This window comes from Spirillospora sp. NPDC052242 (genome assembly GCF_040679555.1).
GTDB lineage: Bacteria > Actinomycetota > Actinomycetes > Streptosporangiales > Streptosporangiaceae > Spirillospora.
This window is the reverse complement of record NZ_JBFAUZ010000065.1, coordinates 1-18,488: the sequence shown is the minus strand read 5'-3', so window position 1 is coordinate 18,488 and position 18,488 is coordinate 1. Positions and strand designations below refer to the sequence as shown.

17 protein-coding genes and 1 pseudogene are annotated in these 18,488 nt (G+C 70.6%); 8 read left to right on the top strand and 10 right to left on the bottom strand.

The window, feature by feature from the left end; genetic code table 11:
• Positions 1-165 precede the first annotated feature (165 nt).
• A complete protein-coding gene (locus AB0L25_RS36660) occupies positions 166-651 on the top strand; it encodes a GNAT family N-acetyltransferase (RefSeq protein ID WP_500177685.1) in 486 nt (161 codons plus the stop codon).
• Positions 652-697: 46 nt separating this feature from the next.
• Here AB0L25_RS36660 and sodN read toward each other — a convergent pair whose 3' ends face one another.
• Positions 698-1,126: a superoxide dismutase, Ni gene (gene sodN, locus AB0L25_RS36655; RefSeq protein WP_500177684.1), complete on the bottom strand. Its 429-nt coding sequence runs from the start codon at positions 1,124-1,126 to the stop codon at positions 698-700.
• A 102-nt stretch (positions 1,127-1,228) separates the two neighbouring features.
• Here sodN and AB0L25_RS36650 point away from each other — a divergent pair.
• Positions 1,229-1,483: pseudogene (locus tag AB0L25_RS36650) on the top strand (S24/S26 family peptidase); the annotation flags it as partial.
• Between the two features lie 80 nt (positions 1,484-1,563).
• Here the strand turns inward: AB0L25_RS36650 and AB0L25_RS36645 are convergent.
• On the bottom strand, positions 1,564-2,127 hold the full coding sequence (locus AB0L25_RS36645; RefSeq protein ID WP_500177682.1) for an ABATE domain-containing protein: 564 nt from the start codon (positions 2,125-2,127) through the stop codon (positions 1,564-1,566).
• 129 nt (positions 2,128-2,256) lie between these two features.
• The gene (locus tag AB0L25_RS36640) at positions 2,257-3,363 is read right to left on the bottom strand and encodes an NAD(P)-dependent malic enzyme (RefSeq protein ID WP_500177681.1); all 1,107 of its coding nucleotides are present in this window, start codon (positions 3,361-3,363) and stop codon (positions 2,257-2,259) included.
• A 449-nt stretch (positions 3,364-3,812) separates the two neighbouring features.
• On the opposite strand from AB0L25_RS36640, the gene AB0L25_RS36635 reads away from it, so the two are divergent.
• The 4 genes from AB0L25_RS36635 (at position 3,813) to AB0L25_RS36620 (ending at position 7,523) form a co-directional block, all read left to right on the top strand.
• Positions 3,813-4,724 carry an ABC transporter substrate-binding protein gene (locus AB0L25_RS36635; RefSeq protein WP_500177679.1) on the top strand — a complete coding sequence of 304 codons (912 nt, stop codon included), beginning with the start codon at positions 3,813-3,815 and terminating at the stop codon, positions 4,722-4,724.
• Positions 4,725-4,728: 4 nt separating this feature from the next.
• Positions 4,729-5,640 (top strand): amino acid ABC transporter permease, encoded by a 912-nt coding sequence (locus AB0L25_RS36630; RefSeq protein WP_500177677.1) that lies wholly within the window; start codon positions 4,729-4,731, stop codon positions 5,638-5,640.
• Positions 5,641-5,710: 70 nt separating this feature from the next.
• Entirely contained in the window at positions 5,711-6,463 is a 753-nt protein-coding gene (locus tag AB0L25_RS36625; RefSeq protein WP_500177718.1) for an amino acid ABC transporter ATP-binding protein, read from the top strand.
• 91 nt (positions 6,464-6,554) lie between these two features.
• Positions 6,555-7,523 (top strand): zinc-binding dehydrogenase, encoded by a 969-nt coding sequence (locus tag AB0L25_RS36620; RefSeq protein WP_500177675.1) that lies wholly within the window; start codon positions 6,555-6,557, stop codon positions 7,521-7,523.
• A gap of 24 nt (positions 7,524-7,547) precedes the next feature.
• On the opposite strand, the gene AB0L25_RS36615 is transcribed toward AB0L25_RS36620, so the two are convergent.
• The 7 genes from AB0L25_RS36615 to AB0L25_RS36585 form a co-directional block, all read right to left on the bottom strand.
• A complete protein-coding gene (locus AB0L25_RS36615) occupies positions 7,548-8,327 on the bottom strand; it encodes a PadR family transcriptional regulator (RefSeq protein ID WP_500177673.1) in 780 nt (259 codons plus the stop codon).
• Position 8,328: 1 nt separating this feature from the next.
• Positions 8,329-9,156, bottom strand: a complete 828-nt coding sequence (locus tag AB0L25_RS36610; protein WP_500177672.1) for a DUF4097 family beta strand repeat-containing protein — start codon at positions 9,154-9,156, stop codon at positions 8,329-8,331.
• 151 nt (positions 9,157-9,307) lie between these two features.
• Entirely contained in the window at positions 9,308-9,487 is a 180-nt protein-coding gene (locus AB0L25_RS36605) for a DUF6104 family protein (protein ID WP_378297840.1), read from the bottom strand.
• Between the two features lie 75 nt (positions 9,488-9,562).
• A complete protein-coding gene (locus AB0L25_RS36600; RefSeq protein WP_500177670.1) occupies positions 9,563-13,246 on the bottom strand; it encodes a multifunctional oxoglutarate decarboxylase/oxoglutarate dehydrogenase thiamine pyrophosphate-binding subunit/dihydrolipoyllysine-residue succinyltransferase subunit in 3,684 nt (1,227 codons plus the stop codon).
• Positions 13,247-13,779: 533 nt separating this feature from the next.
• A complete protein-coding gene (locus AB0L25_RS36595; protein WP_026401192.1) occupies positions 13,780-14,451 on the bottom strand; it encodes an AIM24 family protein in 672 nt (223 codons plus the stop codon).
• Between the two features lie 78 nt (positions 14,452-14,529).
• On the bottom strand, positions 14,530-15,420 hold the full coding sequence (locus tag AB0L25_RS36590; protein WP_500177668.1) for a glutathione S-transferase family protein: 891 nt from the start codon (positions 15,418-15,420) through the stop codon (positions 14,530-14,532).
• 41 nt (positions 15,421-15,461) lie between these two features.
• Positions 15,462-16,502: an NAD(P)H-dependent amine dehydrogenase family protein gene (locus AB0L25_RS36585; protein WP_500177666.1), complete on the bottom strand. Its 1,041-nt coding sequence runs from the start codon at positions 16,500-16,502 to the stop codon at positions 15,462-15,464.
• Between the two features lie 247 nt (positions 16,503-16,749).
• Here AB0L25_RS36585 and AB0L25_RS36580 point away from each other — a divergent pair, with 247 nt between their 5' ends.
• Positions 16,750-17,652 carry an SDR family oxidoreductase gene (locus AB0L25_RS36580; RefSeq protein ID WP_500177665.1) on the top strand — a complete coding sequence of 301 codons (903 nt, stop codon included), beginning with the start codon at positions 16,750-16,752 and terminating at the stop codon, positions 17,650-17,652.
• Between the two features lie 4 nt (positions 17,653-17,656).
• A complete protein-coding gene (locus AB0L25_RS36575) occupies positions 17,657-18,433 on the top strand; it encodes an enoyl-CoA hydratase/isomerase family protein (protein ID WP_500177664.1) in 777 nt (258 codons plus the stop codon).
• Positions 18,434-18,488: the final 55 nt, after the last annotated feature.

Genomic DNA, 18,488 nt, shown 5'->3' with positions numbered 1-18,488 from the left:
GCCGGGGTGGGTGCCCGGGGTGTTGGTTGTTTGGGTGGAAGCTGGTTGAGATTTTGCTGCTTTGGGGCGGCCCTCCTCGGGGCCGGGGCCGGGGGCGGGGCGGCTGGTCGGGCGTTCGGGGTCTGGGAGCGGTCGGTTGAGCTGGGGCGGGGTAGCCTGGCCGCCGTGATTCGACGTGCGATACCCGATGATGTTCCCGACATCCTGCGGCTCGTCCGCGACCTCGCCGAGTACGAGCGAGCCCTGCACGAGGTGAAGGCCACCGAGGAGCAGCTGCGCGAGCGGCTCTTCGGCGACGAGCCCAAGGTGTTCGCGCACGTCGTCGAGCACGATGATCGGGTCGTCGGGTTCGCGTTGTGGTTCCTGACCTTCTCCACGTGGAACGGGACGCACGGGATCTACCTGGAGGACCTGTACGTCGACCCGGACGTCCGGGGCCACGGGTACGGCAAGCTCCTGCTCACCGAGCTGGCCCGGGTCGCGGACGAACGCGGTTACGAGCGGGTCGAGTGGTCCGTGCTCGACTGGAACGAACCGGCCATCAAGTTCTACGAGTCCCAGGGCGCCCGTCCGCAGGACGAGTGGACGGTCTATCGCCTGACCGGCGACGCGCTGCGTTCGCTGGCGGCGCCCTCGGCGTCGGTCCGGTAACGACCAAGGCCCGGCCCCCGTCGGGCCGGGCCTTGAAGCACGGGGGTCAGCCCTGCTTGGTCTCCCAGAAGATCTTGTCGATCTCCGCGATGTGGGACAGCAGCTCGTCGGCCGTCTCGACGTCCATGCTGCCCTTGGTGCCGGCGGCACCGGCCAGCTTGGTGGCCTTGTTGAACAGCTCGTGGAGCTGCGGGTACTTCTCGAAGTGCGGCGGCTTGAAGTAGTCCGTCCACAGCACCCAGAGGTGCTCCTTGACCAGGTTGGAGCGCTGCTCCTTGATCAGGATCGCCCGAGTGCGGAACTCCGGGTCCTCGTTGGCGGCGTACTTCTCGCAGATCGCCTTGACCGACTCGGCCTCGATCCGGGCCTGCGCCGGGTCGTAGACGCCACACGGCAGGTCGCAGTGCGCGGAGACCGTCGTCTTCGGGCGCAGAAGCTTGAACACCTGCGATTCCCTTCCCTCGTTGCGGATCATGCTCAGGTCACCGACATTACCCTTGTGGCCCCGGCCGCGTGCGGCCAGGGACTCGGTATTTCGGCCTAAGACCCGGGCCGGCGGCCGCCGGTGAGGAGGGACATGCGGATCTGGGGGGCGCTGCTCGTGGTCGGCGTGCTCGCAGCCTGCTGGGCGCGGGGGCGGCTGCGGACGGCGCTGGTCGAGGGGGAGTCGATGCTGCCCGGGCTGCGGCCGGGGGACTGGCTCGTCGTCCGGGACGGTGCGCCGGCGGTGGGGGACGTCGTGGTGGCGCGGCATCCCGAGCGGACGGACCTGCTGATCGTCAAGCGCGCGGTGCGGCGGGAGGCGGACGGCTGGTGGCTGGAGAGCGACAACCAGCGGGCGCCCGGGCGGCGGGACAGCTGGGACTTCGGCGCCGTCCCGGACGGGCTCGTGCTCGGCCGGGTCGTGGCGCGCTACTGGCCCCCGTCGCGGTGGGGGACGGTGACGCGGGGCAGGCTCGGGCGGAGTGCGGCGGACGCGCGGGCGCGCGCGGCGCAGCGGACGGAGCAGTGGCGGCGGTCGCCGCCGGGGGAGCGGACGTAGAAGGCGCGGCCGCACGGGCGGGAGCGGCAGACGCCGAGGCGCGCGACGCCGTGCACGTCGATCTCGGCGGCGAGGCCCATCGCGGCGCGGGCGGCGTACCGGTCGGGGATCGAGCCGTGCTCGTTGCAGTGCAGGTACCAGCCGCGGTCGTCGTGCCGGGCGATCTGCGGGTGGATCGGGTGGCGGATCAGGAGCGTGTTGAGGCGTCGGACGGCGTCGTCGTCGGCGCCGTCCGCGGCGGCGTCGAAGATCGCGCGGAGCAGGGCGCGCAGTTCGCGCATGGAGTGCAGGTCGCGGAGCGCGATGCGTCCGGTGAAGTGCGGCCGGTCCGCCAGCAGGGCCCGCAGGGCGTCGAGGTCGTGCAGCTCGTCGATGTGCGGGCGCCGCGTGTTCACGAGATCGACCGCCAGGTCCGCGTACGAGGCGAGATCCACAGTCGCTCCTGACGGCGTCGTCCTGGGGGGCGAGTGGCGAAGAGCATTCCCTCGTGGCGGAAATTACACCGTTTCGTACGGAAAAAGCGGCGGCCCGTGTTCCGCGGGAACACGGGCCGCCGGGAAAGCTCAGATCCGGTTGACGCCTTCCTTGCGGGCCTGGGCGGCGACCGCGGCGGTGACCGCCGGCGCGACCCGGTCGTCGAACGGGCCGGGGATGACGTAGTCGGCGGTGAGGTCGTCGCCGACGATGCCGGCCAGCGCGTTCGCGGCGGCCAGCTTCATGCCCTCGGTGATCGAGTGGGCGCGGACGTCCAGGGCGCCGCGGAAGATGCCCGGGAACGCCAGCACGTTGTTGATCTGGTTCGGGAAGTCGCTGCGGCCGGTGGCGACGACCTTGGCGTGCCGGCGCGCGACGTCGGGGTGCACCTCGGGGGTGGGGTTGGACAGCGCGAACACGATGGCGTTGTCGGACATCGTGGCGACGCAGGACTCGCGCACCGTGCTGCCGGACAGGCCGATGAACACGTCGGCGCCCTTGAGCGCCTCCTCGGTCGAGCCCTTGAGGCCGGTCCGGTTGGTGATCGCGGCGATCCGCTCCTTGATCGGGTTGAGCCCGTCGCGGCCCGCGTAGATGAGGCCCTTGCTGTCGGACAGCGCGATGTCGCCGATGCCGGCCTCGATGAGGATCTGCGAGACGGCGATGCCGGAGGCGCCCGCGCCGGCCACGACGGCGCGCAGCTCCGAGAGGGGCTTGCCGACGTAGCGGGCGGCGTTGGTGAGCGCGGCGAGCGCGACGATCGCGGTGCCGTGCTGGTCGTCGTGGAAGACGGGGATGTCGAGGGCCTCGCGGAGCCGCTCCTCGATCTCGAAGCAGCGGGGTGCGCTGATGTCCTCGAGGTTGATGCCGCCGAAGCTCGGCGCCATCCGGATCACCGTGTCGACGATCTCGTCGACGCCCGTGCAGCTCAGTGCGATCGGCACCGAGTCGACGTCGGCGAACTCCTTGAACAGGAGCGACTTGCCCTCCATGACGGGCATGGACGCGGCCGGGCCGATGTCGCCGAGCCCGAGCACGGCGGTGCCGTCGGTGACGACGGCGACGACCTTGGACGTCCACGTGTACTCGTACGCGAGTTCGGGACGGTCGGCGATGGCGGTGCAGACGCGCGCGACGCCGGGCGTGTAGGCGAGGGAGAGGTCTTCCTTGTTGCGCACCGGGATGGTCGAGCGCATTTCGAGCTTTCCGCCCCGGTGCAGCGGAAATGCCGGATCGTCGTCCAGTGTGCGCGGTTCTGTGGGAATGGGCTGAGCAGCCACAGCGACCCCTGTCTGTGAAAGTTGATCTGCTTTCGAGTGATGCCGCCGCGGTGGTGTGGTCTGGTGGCCGTCACCATGGTGGTCATCTCGCGACGTACGGGGGTCACCCGTTGTCCGATTGTGCCATACCGTCCGCTGCCGGTCCGGGGGCCGGGGCGGTGGCGGCCGTCACGTAAGGGAGAGCGAATCGTCGCCGGACGGTTACACCTCGTGGTGATCATGGGCACGACTGAGACGTGATCGGAGCTGCCTCGTTGTCCGATTGTGTCGCACCCTTAACCGAGGCAATGCCCGTTATGCGCCAAAATGTGCTCCTGACCTCCGGATCCTCGTGGATCCGCTGACTTCGACTGGAGGGGGAACCCGTGATCACCGGTTCTCTGCGCCGCCGCGCCGTCGCGGCAGGCGCGCTCGTCCTGACGGGGGCCCTCGCCCTCTCCGCGTGCGGCTCCGAGGAGGACGGCGGCGGTGGTTCGGAGGCCGCGTCCGGGGTGGCCGTCGACTCCAAGCTCGCCGGCATGGTCCCCGAGAACATCAAGAGCGACGGCAAGATCATGATCGGCTCGGACGCCTCGTACCCGCCCAACGAGTCGGTGGACCCGGCCTCGCAGGAGATCGTCGGCTGGGACGTCGAGCTGTTCGAGGCCGTCGCGGCCAAGCTCGGCCTGAAGACCGAGTTCCAGAACGCGGGCTTCGACACGATCATCCCGGGCGTGCAGTCCGGCAAGTACGAGATCGGCGTCTCCTCCTTCACCGACACCAAGGAGCGCGAGCAGGCCGTCGACTTCGTCACGTACTACTCGGCGGGCACCGCGTGGGCCGCGCTCAAGGGCAACCCCAAGCAGGTCGACCCGGACAACGCGTGCGGCAAGAGCGTCGGCGTCCAGCAGGGCACGGTCCAGGTCGAGGACCTGGAGGCCCGCAGCAAGGAGTGCACCGACGGCGGCGAGCCGGCCATCAAGAGCGTCGTCCGCAAGCAGCAGACCGAGGTCAACAACGACCTGGTGGCGGGCAAGATCGACGCGATGGCCGCCGACTCGCCGATCGTCGGCTACGCCGTCAAGCAGACCGGCGACAAGCTGGAGATCATCGGCGAGGCGTACGACACGGCACCCTACGGCTACGCGCTCAACAAGCAGAGCGGCCAGTTCAAGGAGGCCGTGCAGGGCGCGCTGAAGGCGCTGATGGCCGACGGCACCTACAAGAAGATCCTCGAGGAGTACGGGGTCGAGAGCGGCGCGATCACCGAACCGGCGATCAACGCGGCGCAGAGCTGATCGCATGACGATCGGCGACGACGTCGGGAAGGGACGGCCCGACCCCATCAAGGCCGTCCCCGTCCGGCACCCCGGACGCTGGGTCGGCGCGGCCGTCGTGCTGGTGCTGGTCGCGATGTTCATCCACTTCCTGCTGACCAGCAAGGCCCTCGAGTGGTCCGAGCAGTGGGAGTACCTGTTCTCCGAGCCGGTGCTGGAGGGCGTCCGCAACACGGTCTGGCTGACGCTCGCCGCGATGGTCGGCGGGACGGCGATCGGCATCGTGCTCGCCCTGATGCGGCTGTCGTCCAACCCGCTGCTCAGCGGCGCGGCCTGGATCTACCTGTGGTTCTTCCGCGGCACCCCGCTCTACACCCAGCTGCTGATCTGGGGCGCGATCGGAACGCTGTTCCCCACGGTCGGGATCGGCGTCCCGTTCGGGCCCGAGTTCAAGACCTGGGAGACGCAGGCGCTCATCAACGCCGCGAGCGCGGCGGCCCTCGGGCTGATCCTCAACGAGGCCGGCTACATGGCCGAGATCGTCCGCGCCGGGATCCTCTCGGTGGACGAGGGGCAGCAGGAGGCCGCGAGCGCCCTCGGCATGTCGCGGGCGCAGACGATGCGCCGGATCGTGCTGCCGCAGGCGATGCGGGTGATCGTCCCGCCGACGGGCAACGAGTCGATCTCGATGCTGAAGAACACGTCGCTCGTCGCGGCCGTCCCGTACGCGGAGCTGACGTTCACCGCGCAGACGATCTACGCCACCACGTACAAGATCATCCCGATGCTGGTGATGGCGTGCCTGTGGTACCTGCTGATCTCCTCGATCATGATGATCGGCCAGCACTACCTGGAGCGGCACTACAGCAAGGGCACCAGCAAGGGCGAGACGGCCCGGGCGGGCCTCCGGTTCCGCGGCGGCGGTGGCGGCCAGTGACCGGCGGGACGAGCGAGGTGAGGAATCCGTGAGCGACGCTCTGGCGAAGGGCCCCGCGTCCGGCGGCCCGATGGTGCGCGCCGAGCAGGTGCACAAGTCGTTCGGCCGCACGGAGGTCCTCAAGGGGATCGACCTGGAGGTCAGGCCGGGCGAGGTGATGTGCGTCATCGGCCCGTCCGGGTCCGGCAAGTCCACCTTCCTGCGCTGCATCAACCACCTCGAGAAGATCAACGCGGGACGCCTGTACGTGAACGGGCACCTGGTCGGCTACCGGGAGAAGGGCGGGAAGCTGTACGAGCTGCGCGACAAGGAGGTCGCCGCGCAGCGCCGCGAGATCGGCATGGTCTTTCAGCGGTTCAACCTGTTCCCGCACATGACGGCGCTCGAGAACGTCATGGAGGCGCCCGTCCGGGTCAAGCGGCAGCCCAAGGCGGAGGTCCGCGAGCGGGCGACGGCCCTGCTGACCCGGGTCGGGCTGGGCGACAAGGCGAACAGCTACCCGGCGCAGCTGTCCGGCGGGCAGCAGCAGCGGGTGGCGATCGCGCGGGCGCTGGCCATGGAGCCCGCACTGATGCTGTTCGACGAGCCCACGTCGGCGCTCGACCCCGAGCTCGTCGGCGAGGTCCTCGAGGTCATGAAGCAGCTCGCCCTGGACGGCATGACGATGATCGTCGTCACGCACGAGATGGGGTTCGCCCGCGAGGTCGGCGACTCCCTCGTCTTCATGGACGAGGGCGTCGTGGTCGAGAAGGGCGCGCCCCGCGAGGTGCTGGCGAACCCGCAGCACCCGCGCACCCAGGACTTCCTGTCCAAGGTGCTCTGATCCAGGGTGCTCTGACGGCGTTGCTCGGACGGCCCGCTCCCGCACGGGGGCGGGCCGTCCGGCGTCCCGGACGGGCCGTTAGTGTGCGTTCATGTTCGCTGTCACCGCCACGAAGATCGACGCAGACGACCCGCTGTCCGGCCTGACGACGGGGGAGCGCCCCGAACCCGAGGTGCCGGACGGCTGGACGACCGTCACCGTCAAGGCCGCCGCCCTCAACCACCACGACCTCTGGTCGCTCAAGGGCGTCGGGCTGCCCGCCGACCGGCTCCCGATGATCCTCGGCTGCGACGCGGCCGGGATCGACGAGGACGGCAACGAGGTGATCGTCCACTCGGTGATCGGCGACCCGGACCGGGGCGGCGGCGACGAGACCCTCGACCCGAAGCGGTCGCTGCTCTCCGAGGTGCACCCCGGCACCCTCGCCGAGAAGGTCGCGGTGCCGCGCCGCAACCTCGTCCCCAAGCCGGCCGGGCTGTCGTTCGAGGAGGCCGCCTGCCTCCCGACGGCGTGGCTCACCGCGTACCGGATGCTGTTCGACAAGGCCGGCCTCGAGCCCGGCGGCAGCGTCCTCGTGCAGGGCGCGGGCGGCGGCGTCGCCTCGGCGGCGATCGCGCTGGCGTCCGCCGCCGGGTTCCGCGTCTACGCCACCAGCCGCAGCGCGGACAAGCGCCGTCGCGCGGAAGAACTCGGCGCGGACGCGGCGCTGGAGACCGGCGCGCGGCTGCCCGAGCGGGTCGACGCGGTGATCGAGACGGTCGGGCAGGCCACCTGGGCGCACTCGCTGAAGTCGCTGCGGCCCGGCGGGCGCGTCGTGGTGTCCGGCGCGACGAGCGGGCAGGTGCCCCCGGCCGAGCTGAACCGGGTGTTCTTCCTGCAGCTCCAGGTCATCGGCTCCACCATGGGCACCCGCGGGCAGCTCGAACGGCTCGCGCGGTTCCTGGTCAAGACGGGCGTCCGCCCGACGGTCGACCGGGTGCTGCCGCTGCGGGACGCCCGCGCCGGGTTCGCGGCGATGGCCGAGGGCGACCTCTTCGGCAAAATCGTCTTCACGCCCTGACGGCCCTGCGGGGGGCCGTGCGCGTCACGGCCCCCCGTCGCCGTTCCGGCCGTCCGGGCCGCCGAAGACGTCCCGCCGCAGCCGCTCGCGCGTCTCGTCCAGCAGGGCGCGGGCGGCGGCGAGGGCGTCGTCGTCGAGCCGCGCGTCCCCGGCGGCCTTGCGGACGTCCTCCACGAACCGCCGCAGGTGCCGCTCGAGCTTGAGGCGGGCGACGTCCTCCGTGGACCCGGTCGCCGTCTTCCAGGCGTCCTCCCAGGTCTGCCGCCACTCCTCCTTCCACGCCTGCGTCTGGTCGCGCCAGTAGTCCTTCTGCCGCCGCCACTCGTCCTTCTGCCGCTCGGTGGTCTCCCGCCACACGTCCTTCTGCCGCTCGGACGTCTCGCGCCACGCGTCCTTCGACGTCGCGCGGCCCTGGTCGCGCATCGTCTTGGCTGCCTGGCTCAGCTCCTCGCGCAGCGTCCGGACGGTCTCCCGCACGTCCTGCTGGACGCCGCGGGCGAACTCCTGCGCCGACGCGGAGATCTCCTCCTCCAGGTCGGCGAGCTCGTCCATCCGGTGCTCCAGCTCCTCGCGACCCTTGTCGGTCAGCGAGTACACCTTCTTGCCCTTGATCACCTCGTGGGTGACCAGGCCCTCCGACTCCAGCCGGGCCAGCCGCGGGTAGATCGTGCCGGGGGACGGGGAGTAGACGCCGAGGAAGCGGTCCTGCAGCAGCCGGATCATCTCGTAGCCGTGGCGCGGGCTCTCCTGCAGCAGCTTCAGCAGGTAGAGGCGGAGGCGGCCGTGGCCGAAAACGGGGCTCAACTCACTTCTCCATTCCGGGGGCGTCGATCCCCGGCGCGTCGTCCTCGGCGCGCCCGAGGAGCGTGACGGCGCCGGACACGGTGTTGACCGCGACCCGCCCGGAACCGTCGCCGATCTTGCCGTTGACGCTGCGCGAGACCGTCCGGTCCTGGTGGTCCAGTTCGGGGAACGACGTCTCGATGCGCCCGGCGGCCGAGTTCAGCGACACGTGCGCGCCCGCCGACTCGGGGATCCGCAGCGCCACCTCCCCGGACACGCTGTTGACCTCGATCCGGCACCCGCCGGGCAGGTCGACGTCCGCGGCGATGCGCCCGCTGACCGTCCGCGCCCCGAGCCGCTCGATCGACGCGCCGGCCAGCGCGAGGTCCCCGGACACGGACGTGAACGAGACCGTGCCGTCCAGTCCCTGCGCCTCGATCGCCCCGGACACGGTGTTCGCGTCGATCGCGCCCGCCACCCCGTCGAGCGTCACGTCGCCCGACGCGCTCTTGATGGACGTCCGGACCGTCATCCCCGTGACGACCGCGTCCGCCGACACGAGGTTCAGGCTCACCGGGCAGTCGTGCGGGACGGTCACGGTGATCGTCGCCCGCGCCTTCTGCGTGCGCAGCCAGGTGAGGACGCCCTCCCACAGCTTCTCGTGGCTGACCGTCAGCATCCCGGCCTCGTGCGAGACCGCCAGCGGCGGCCCCTCCACGTCACCGATCATGATCGACGGCCGCTCGTCGGAGGCCAGCACCGAGACGCTGCCCGCGATCAGCGTCGCGCGCAGCGCCACCACGCCGTCGAAGTCGAGGGTGGTCGGTTCGTCGATCGTCCAACGCGACATGTCGCCTGCCCTTCCGCCGAGGACCCGTTCCACTCAACACGATATGTCGCGTCACCGGAAAGTCAAGACATATCGCGTGTCCATGGGTGCGCGCGGCCGGAGGCGCCCGGCGACTGACGGGGGTTCCAGGGGGTCGTCCCCCTGGGCGAAATCAATCCTCGTCCTCGTCGTCCAGGCGGGCCAGCCAGGTGGCGAGGCGTTCGACCGGGGTCTCGAACTCCGGGTTGAGGTCGACGAACTCGCGGAGGCGCTCGGCGAGCCAGGCGAGCGACACCTCCTCCTCGCCGCGCCGGTCCGTCAGCTCCTCGATGCCGCGGTCGGTGAAGTACATGCCGATAGATCCTCTATGTCCAGGGACGCCGAGGGCTCCGACGCGTGCGCCGGAGCCCTCGGGTGTCGCGTTCCGCTACTTCTGCTCGCCGAACAGCCGCGCCATCAGCGCGTCCTGCTCCGCCTGGTGCAGCTTCGCCGAACCCACCGCGGGGGACGACGACGCCGGGCGCGACACCCGCGACATCTTCAGCCCCTCGATGTGGTGCGGCAGCTTCAGCGCCATGAACGGCCAGGCGCCCATGTTCGCCGGCTCGTCCTGCACCCAGACGACCTCGACGTCCGCCGGGTACTTCGCGAGCTCCGCCTTGATCTCGTCGACCGGCGGCGGGTACAGCCGCTCGACCCGGACGATCGCGGTGTCGGTGGCGCCGGCGGCCTCCCGCGCCTTCACCGTGTCGTAGTAGATCTTGCCGGTGGTCAGCAGCACCCGCCGGACGTTCTTCGCCTCGATCGCCGGGTCGCTCTCCGGGATGACCGGCTGGAACGCGCCCTCGGTGATGTCGGCGACCTTCGACGTCGCCGCCTTCAGCCGCAGCAGCGACTTCGGCGTGAACACGACCAGCGGCTTGCCGCGGCCCGACAGCACCTGCCAGCGCAGCAGGTGGAAGTAGTTCGCCGGGGTCGTCGGGTAGACCACCGTCATGTTGTCCTGCGCGCACAGTTGCAGGTAACGCTCGATGCGCGCGGACGAGTGGTCCGGCCCCTGGCCCTCGTAGCCGTGCGGCAGCAGCAGCACGACGCTGGAGTGCTGGCCCCACTTCTGCTCACCGGACGAGATGTACTCGTCGACGATGTTCTGGGCGCCGTTCGCGAAGTCGCCGAACTGGGCCTCCCACGCCACGAGCGCGTCCGGGCGGGTCATCGAGTAGCCGTACTCGAAGCCCATCGCCGCGTACTCGCTGAGCAGCGAGTCGTGCACGTAGAACTTCGACACGCCCTGGTCGAACCGCTTGAGCGGGGTGTACTCCTCGCCCGTCTTCCGGTCCACCAGCACGGCGTGCCGCTGGCCGAACGTGCCGCGCCGGGTGTCCTGCCCGACGAGCCGCACCGGGTGCCCGTCGATCAGCAGCGAGCCCATCGCGAGCAGCTCGCCGGTCGCCCAGTCGAACGCATCGTCGTCGATCGACTGCACGCGGCGCTGCAGGATCGGCTGGAGCCGCGGGTGCACGGTGAAGCCGTCCGGCAGCGTGACCTGCGTCTCGATGATCCGCTTGACCGTCTCCACCGGGATCGCCGTCCCCGCCGACCCGTGGTCGATCGGGATGCTCTCCTCGACGTCCGGCTTGACGACCGAACCCGGCTCCAGCGGCTTCTTGACCGCCTCGCGGGTCTCGGTGAAGGCCCGCTCCAGCTGCTCCTGGTAGTCGCGGAGCGCCTGCTCGGCCTCTTCGACCGTGATGTCGCCGCGGCCGATCAGCGCCTCGGTGTACAGCTTGCGCACCGACCGCTTCGCGTCGATCAGGTCGTACATCAGCGGCTGCGTGAACGAGGGGTTCTCGCCCTCGTTGTGGCCCCGCCGCCGGTAGCAGACCATGTCGATGACGACGTCCTTCTTGAACGTCTGCCGGTACTCGAACGCCAGCCGCGCCACCCGCGCGCACGCCTCGGGATCGTCCCCGTTGACGTGGAAGATCGGCGCCTGGATCATCCGCGCGACGTCCGTCGAGTACACGCTGGACCGCGAGTACTCGGGCGCCGTGGTGAACCCGACCTGGTTGTTGATGATCACGTGGACGGTGCCGCCCGTCCGGTAGCCGCGCAGCTGCGACAGGTTCAGCGTCTCGGCGACGACGCCCTGCCCCGCGAACGCCGCGTCCCCGTGCACGAGGATCGGCAGCACGCTGAAGCCCGCCTCGCCGACGTCCAGCAGGTCCTGCTTGGCGCGGACGACGCCCTCCAGCACCGGGTCGACCGTCTCCAGGTGGGACGGGTTCGCGACCAGCTCGGTGTGGATCTTGGAGCCGTCGTCGGCGACGAAGTCGCCGGACGCCCCCAGGTGGTACTTGACGTCACCGGAGCCCTGCGCGCTGCGCGGGTCGAGGTTGCCCTCGAACTCGCCGAAGATCTGCCCGTAGGACTTGCCGACGATGTTCGCCAGCACGTTCAGCCGGCCGCGGTGCGCCATGCCGATGACGACCTCGTCCAGGCTGGCCTTCGCCGCCGCGGAGATCACCGAGTCCAGCAGCGGGATGACGGACTCGCCGCCCTCCAGCGAGAACCGCTTCTGCCCGACGAACTTCGTCTGCAGGAACGTCTCGAACGCCTCGGCGTTGTTGAGCCGCCGCAGCACGTGCAGCTGCTCCTCGCGGGACGGCTTGTCGTGCGGGACCTCGACGCGCTCCTGGATCCAGGCGCGCTCCTCGGGGTCCTGGATGTGCATGTACTCGATGCCGACGGTCCGGCAGTAGGCCATCCGCAGCACGCCGAGGATGTCGCGCAGCTTCATCGTCGGCTTGCCGCCGAACCCGCCCGTCGCGAACTCCCGCTCCAGGTCCCACAGGGTGAGCCCGTGCTTGAGGATGTCGAGGTCCGGGTGGCGGCGCTGCTTGTACTCCAGCGGGTCGGTGTCGGCCATCAGGTGGCCCCGGACCCGGTAGGCGTGGATCAGCTCGTGGACGCGCGCGACCTTGGCGACGTCGTCCTCGTGCGTGGCGGAGATGTCCTTGACCCAGCGCACCGGCTCGTACGGGATGCGCAGGGCCTCGAAGATCTCGTCGTAGAAGCCGTCCTCGCCGAGCAGCAGCTCGTGGATGCGGCGCAGGAAGTCGCCGGACTGCGCGCCCTGGATGATCCGGTGGTCGTACGTGGAGGTCAGCGTCATGACCTTGCTGATCCCCATGCGCGACAGCGTCTCGCCGGACGCGCCCGCGAACTCCGCCGGGTACTCCATCGCGCCCACGCCGATGATCGTGCCCTGGCCGGGCATCAGCCGCGGCACGGAGTGCACGGTGCCGATGGTGCCCGGGTTCGTCAGGCTGATCGTCGTCCCCTGGAAGTCGTCCAGGGTGAGCTTGTTGCCGCGGGCCTTGCGGACGATCTCCTCGTAGGCGGCCCAGAACTGGCGGAAGTCCAGCGTCTCGGCGGCCTTGATGCTCGGCACGACCAGCTGCCGCGACCCGTCCGGCTTCTGCAGGTCGATCGCGAGCCCGAAGTTCACGTGCTCGGGCCGGATCAGCACCGGCTTGCCGTCCACCTCGGTGAACGCCGCGTTCATCTCGGGCATCGCCACGAGCGCCTTGACGATCGCGTACCCGATCAGGTGGGTGAAGGAGACCTTCCCGCCGCGCCCGCGCTTGAGGTGGTTGTTGATGACGATGCGGTTGTCGATCAGCAGCTTCGCCGGGACGGCGCGCACGCTCGTCGCCGTCGGCACCGCCAGGCTGGCCTCCATGTTGGTGGCCGTCCGGGCGGCGACGCCGCGGAGCTTGACCTCCTCCGCGCCCGCCGGCACCGGCGGCGGCGCCGGCTGCTTCTTCTCGGCCTTCGGCGCCGGCTTCGCGGGCGGCTGCTGCTTCGGTGTCGGCGGAGCCGCCGTGCCGTTCGCGCCCTTGGGGGCAACGGCGCCCGTCGACGGGCCCGGGGTGGTCGCGGCAGGCCGGCTGTCCGGCTGGTAGTCCGCGAAGAAGTTCCACCAGGCTTCGTCAACCGAGTTCGGGTCTTCGAGGTACTTCTGGTACAGCTCGTCGACCAACCACTCGTTGGCGCCGAAATCTGTCATCTTCGGGTCGGCACTAGGTTGCGACGACTCTGTCGACACGGCGGAGATCGCCCTCTTCCGCAGCTCGCAGGTAAGTGTTGAGACGTGTCAAGGCTATCGTGTGTTTATTGCGGCGTCCTCGGTGTCGCACACCGGGGGGCCTTTCTCCGACGGACGCCGCGTCCGATCGCCGCGTCGCTCAGACTCGCCCGAGGGCTCCCTCGGCGACCGGCTTCGCGCAGGCGCCGCCCCGGCTTCGCTCGCAGTCGCAGTGGTGCAGGTCCGCTCGTGCTCGGTCGGCCGGACGGGACGAGCGCCGCGCCCGTCCCGGCGAGATCGGCGCTCGCATCCCAGGACGAAGCCTCCCATAGTGTGGCCAAGGTCACGGTTTGAAACGCCGAAATCGTCGCGGATCAGGCCGGACGGCCACGCCTCCGTATCCCCGGCGGAGAGCCGCCCCGCCCCGGCGGCGACGCCCCCCGAGTCAAGGGTGCCGTCAGGCCCGAACCGTCCCGTCCCGTGCCCAGGGGCCGAGACGGAAGGCCGCCTCGCGGCCTTCGGCCGGAGGCGGCGCCTGGGGCACGCGGTCGTGCTCAGTGGGTGTGAGGGGCGACCGTGGGGCCCTCGCTGGCCTGGACGAGGACGAAGCCCTGGCCCTGGTAGGCGAGCTGCATGGCCTCGCCGCTGCCGCGGCCGATGAGGGCGCCCGCCTTGAAGGTCTTGTTGACCCCGACCTGGAGGGTGGTGCTCCAGGCGACGGCGGACTGGCCGTCGGCGAAGGTCGGGGCGCGGCCGCAGTCGAGCATGACCGGGGTGCCGTGGGTGGTGAGGGCGACCCAGCCGGTGCCCTGGAGGGTCGTGTTGAACAGGCCGCCCGCGGCGATGCCCGCGCCCTGCACCCGCTGGATGTCGGACTGCAGGTGGGAGTCGTAGGCGAGGATGTTGGAGCCGTTGACGGTGAGGCCCTCGTTCTCCAGGTAGAAGAGGTGGATGTCGTCGGCGTCGTTGGCGACGAACAGCAGGCCCTGGCCGCGGACGCGCATCAGGGGCACGCCCTCGCCGGTGAGGGCCTTCTTGAGGAACTTGCCCATGCCGCCGGAGCCCTCGTAGTCGAAGTCCATCTGGCCCTGGAACGCGACCATCGAGCCCTGCCGGGCCAGGACGTCGCCGTTCAGGTGGATCCGGAGCATCTTGGAGTTCTGGAGGGCGAAGTGGCCGGGGAGCTGCTGTCCCTGGTCCATGTTTCCGAAGAACTGGCTGCGCATGGTCGGGGCCTCTCGGTGCTGGTATCTAACGGTTCCGCAGCATAACGATGGGTCGGGACAGTGGTGACCAGACCGTGATCATTCGTCCCAGGCGATCGCGGGCCCCTTGGGGACGACCCCGGACGGGTTGATGTTGCGCTGCGTCACGTAGTAGTGCCGCTTGATGTGGTCGAAGTTCGTCGTCTCGCCGAACGCGGGGATCGCGTACAGGGCGCGTGCGTACGCCCACAGGTTCGGGTAGTCGGTGAGGCGGCGCAGGTTGCACTTGAAGTGCGAGTAGTAGACGGCGTCGAAGCGCGCGAGGGTCGGGTAGAGCCGGACGTCCGCCTCGGTGAGGTCGTCGCCGAAGAGGAACCGGCGGTCGGCGAGGCGTTCCTCGAGGGCGTCGAGGGTGGCGAAGAGGGCGTCGAACGCCTCCTCGTACGCGGCCTGCGAGGTCGCGAAGCCCGCCTTGTAGACGCCGTTGTTGACGGTCCGGTAGACGAGGTCGTTCAGTTCGTCGATCTCGGGCCGGAGGGCCTCCGGGTAGAGGTCGGGCGCGCCGGGACGGTGGAACGCGGCGAACTCGGTCTCGAACGTGGTGGTGATGTTCGGGAAGTCGTTCGTGACGAGGCGTTCGGTGCGGGCGTCCCAGATGCAGGGCACCGTGTAGCGGCCCTCGAAGGACGGGTCGCGCGCCAGGTAGAGCTCGGAGAGGAACTCGGCGTTCGTGACCGGGTCGCGCTCGGGGAACCGCCAGCCGCGCTCGTCCCGGATGGGGTCGACGACGTTCACGCCGATGACGTCCTCGAGGCCGAGGAGGCGGCGGACGATCAGCGTGCGGTGGGCCCACGGGCACGCGTAGGACACGAACAGCCGGTAGCGGCCGGGTTCGGCGGGGTATCCGGACGAGCCGTCGGCGGTGATGCGGTCGGTGAAGCGGTTCGGCTGCCGGACGAACCGGCCGCCCTCGACCTCCTGCACGGACATGCCGATTCCTCCTTCGGAGAAGGTGCTGCTCGCCACGATAGTCAGATCTCCATGCGTCCGGAGAAGACCGGGAGGTCCAGGTAGGTGCGGACGCCGGGGGCGGCGCGGCAGACGGCGGGGATCGAGTTCAGCGCGTGCGCGGCGGCGGCCGAGACGTCGTCGGACACCCAGGCGTCGTCGGTGGTGAGGGCGAGGGACGGGCGGCCGTCGACGCGGACGGAATGCCCCGGGTCGCCCCAGTCGGGGACGCGCGCGGCGTCGGCCTTGTAGATGACCTCGGCGGTGATCGCGGGACGGGCGCCGATGAGGCCGCTGAACGTCCAGCGGGCCGCCGCGACGGTGCCGTGCGGGATGCGGCCGGCCGCGATCTCCAGGTCGGTCCCGGCGAGCCGGTGGTCGACGTCCACGTCGATCTCGTCGAGGTCGGCGCCGAGGCCGGCGGCGACGAGGTGGAGGCATTCGGAGTAGAGGGTGCGCATGGCGGTGCGGGCCGGGCGGAGGGAGCGCAGGAAGGCGTCCTCGTCGCGGCCGAACCCGAGCATGTGGTGGACCATCCCCCAGGACGGGTGCCCGGAGAGATCGGAGCACTCGCGCGAGTACACGTGCGTGATGCGGCGGACCAGCCGGGCCAGGACGAGGGGGAGGACGTCGGCCATGAAGCCGCCGTTGAACCCGGTGCCGTGGACGGACGTGCCGCCCTGCTTGCACGCCCGTTCGAGTTCGTCGACGAGGTGGGGGCCGTGGGCCGCGGGGTAGACGAGGCCGTTGGTGCAGACGACGTTCTTGCCCGAGGCGAGGAGGGCGCAGACGGTGTCGATGTCGTCGAGCGGGGGCCGTCCGGGCGCGTAGACGACGCAGTCGGCGTCCAGGGCGAGGACGTCGTCGAGGTCGCGGGTCGCGAGGACGCCCGTCGGCGCGCGCCCGGCGAGCGTCCCGGCGTCGGAGCCCTCCTTGGCGAGGGTGTGCACCCACACGCCGGCCAGTTCCATGTCGGGACGGTCGAGGACGCCGCGGATGACGCTGCGGCCGAGCGCGCCGGTGGCCCACTGCACGACGCGGATCGGGCGGTCGGAAGGGCTCATGGGCTGCTCCTCGCGGCGTCGAACGGGCGAGCCGATGGGGGAGGAGACTACGCCGGGCGTCCGGCGGAATACGGCAATTGACGCAACTTTCCCTCTTGTCCCACTGTACGCGGGACTGCTGTCCCGTCCAGGCGGGAAGGAACCACGGGGGCCGCTCCCGAGCGGGATTCGGTTAGGTGGTACCACTGGGTAACCCCCGGGTGATTATCTGGGGGGCGTAGTCGGTGCTCGATGTGAGGAGACACAGATGGCGGAACTGCGCTACGACGGCCGGGTCGCGGTCGTGACCGGTGCGGGGCACGGGCTCGGCCGGCAGCACGCGCTGGAGCTGGCCTCCCGCGGCGCGAAGGTCGTCGTGAACGACCTCGGCGGCGACCGCTCGGGCGTCGGCGCCGACGCCGGCCCGGCGCAGCAGGTCGTCGACGAGATCAAGAAGAACGGCGGCGAGGCCGTCGCCAACCCCGACAACGTCGCCACCCCCGAGGGCGCGCAGGCGATCGTCCAGACCGCGCTGGACACGTTCGGCAAGGTCGACATCGTCATCAACAACGCGGGCATCCTGCGCGACAAGTCGTTCAAGAACATGACCCCGGAGGAGTTCGACGCGGTCATCGCCGTGCACCTGCGCGGCTCGTTCCTGGTCTCCAGCGCCGCCTGGCCGCACCTGCGCGAGCAGAGCTACGGGCGGATCGTCAACACCTCGTCCCCCGCGGGCCTGTTCGGCAACTTCGGCCAGGCCAACTACTCGACGGCGAAGATGGGCCTCGTCGGGTTCACCAAGACCCTCGCGCAGGAGGGCGCCAAGTACAACATCAAGGCCAACGCGATCGCCCCGGTCGCCTGGACCCGGATGACCGAGGACCTCCTCCCCGCCGACTTCGCCGACAAGCTCGGCGTCGACCAGGTCACGCCGCTGGTCGCCTACCTCGTGCACGACGGCGTCGAGGACTCCGGCGAGGTCTACACGGTCGGCGGCGGCCGCATCGCCAAGATCTTCGTGGCGGAGGGCCCCGGCTACGGGCAGAAGACGACGCTGTCGGTGGAGGACGTCCGGGACAACTGGGCGGCCATCAACGCCGGCGACCCGCTCACGGTCTTCAAGAACGTGGGCGAGCAGATGGGCCCGCTCATCAAGCAGCTCACCTCCTGATCCGTTGAGCGGGCTGAAGCTCGACCGGCGGGACGGGGTCCTCACGATCACCCTGTCCCGGCCGGACCGCCTCAACGCCGTCGACGGCGCGCTGACCGAGGAGATGCTCGACGTCCTCAACGGCCTCATGCGCGACCCCGACACCCGGATCGTCGTGCTCACCGGCGAGGGCCGCGGCTTCTGCTCCGGGATGGACATCCAGGGCGGCGGCGTGGACGGCGACGGCGCGGAGGCCCGGGAGGGGCGCGTCCAGCGGCTCTACCGGGGCATCGCGAACGGCGGCGAGGTCACCGCGCGGCTCCGGGAGATCCCGCAGCCGGTGATCGCGGCGCTGCACGGGCCGGTCGCCGGGATGGGCGTGTCGTGGGCGCTGGCCTGCGACCTGCGCGTCGCCGACCCGACCACCCGGTTCGTCGTCCCGTTCACCGACCTCGGCCTGTCCGCCGGGGACTGCGGGCTGTCCTGGCTGCTGCCCCGGCTCGTCGGCCCCGCGAAGGCCGCCGAGATCTCCTACCGGGCGCAGCGGCTGGACGCGGCGCGCGCGCTCGACCTCGGGCTGCTGACCGAGATCGTCGACGAGGGCGGGGACCTCGCGGGCGCGCACGCGCTCGCCGACGAACTGCTCACCAAGTCGCCGTACGGGCTGCGGCGCACGAAGGAACTGCTCAACATGGCGCTGGACGCCCCCGGCCTGCGGCGCCAGCTCGCGGCGGAGACGGGCGTGCAGACCCTCGCGTTCTTCAGCCGCCGACGGAGGTGGACGCGGCCGCGCTCGGCGTGATCGACCGCCACCTGCGCGCGGTCGCCCGCGACGAGCGCCCGTTCGTGATCCGGCT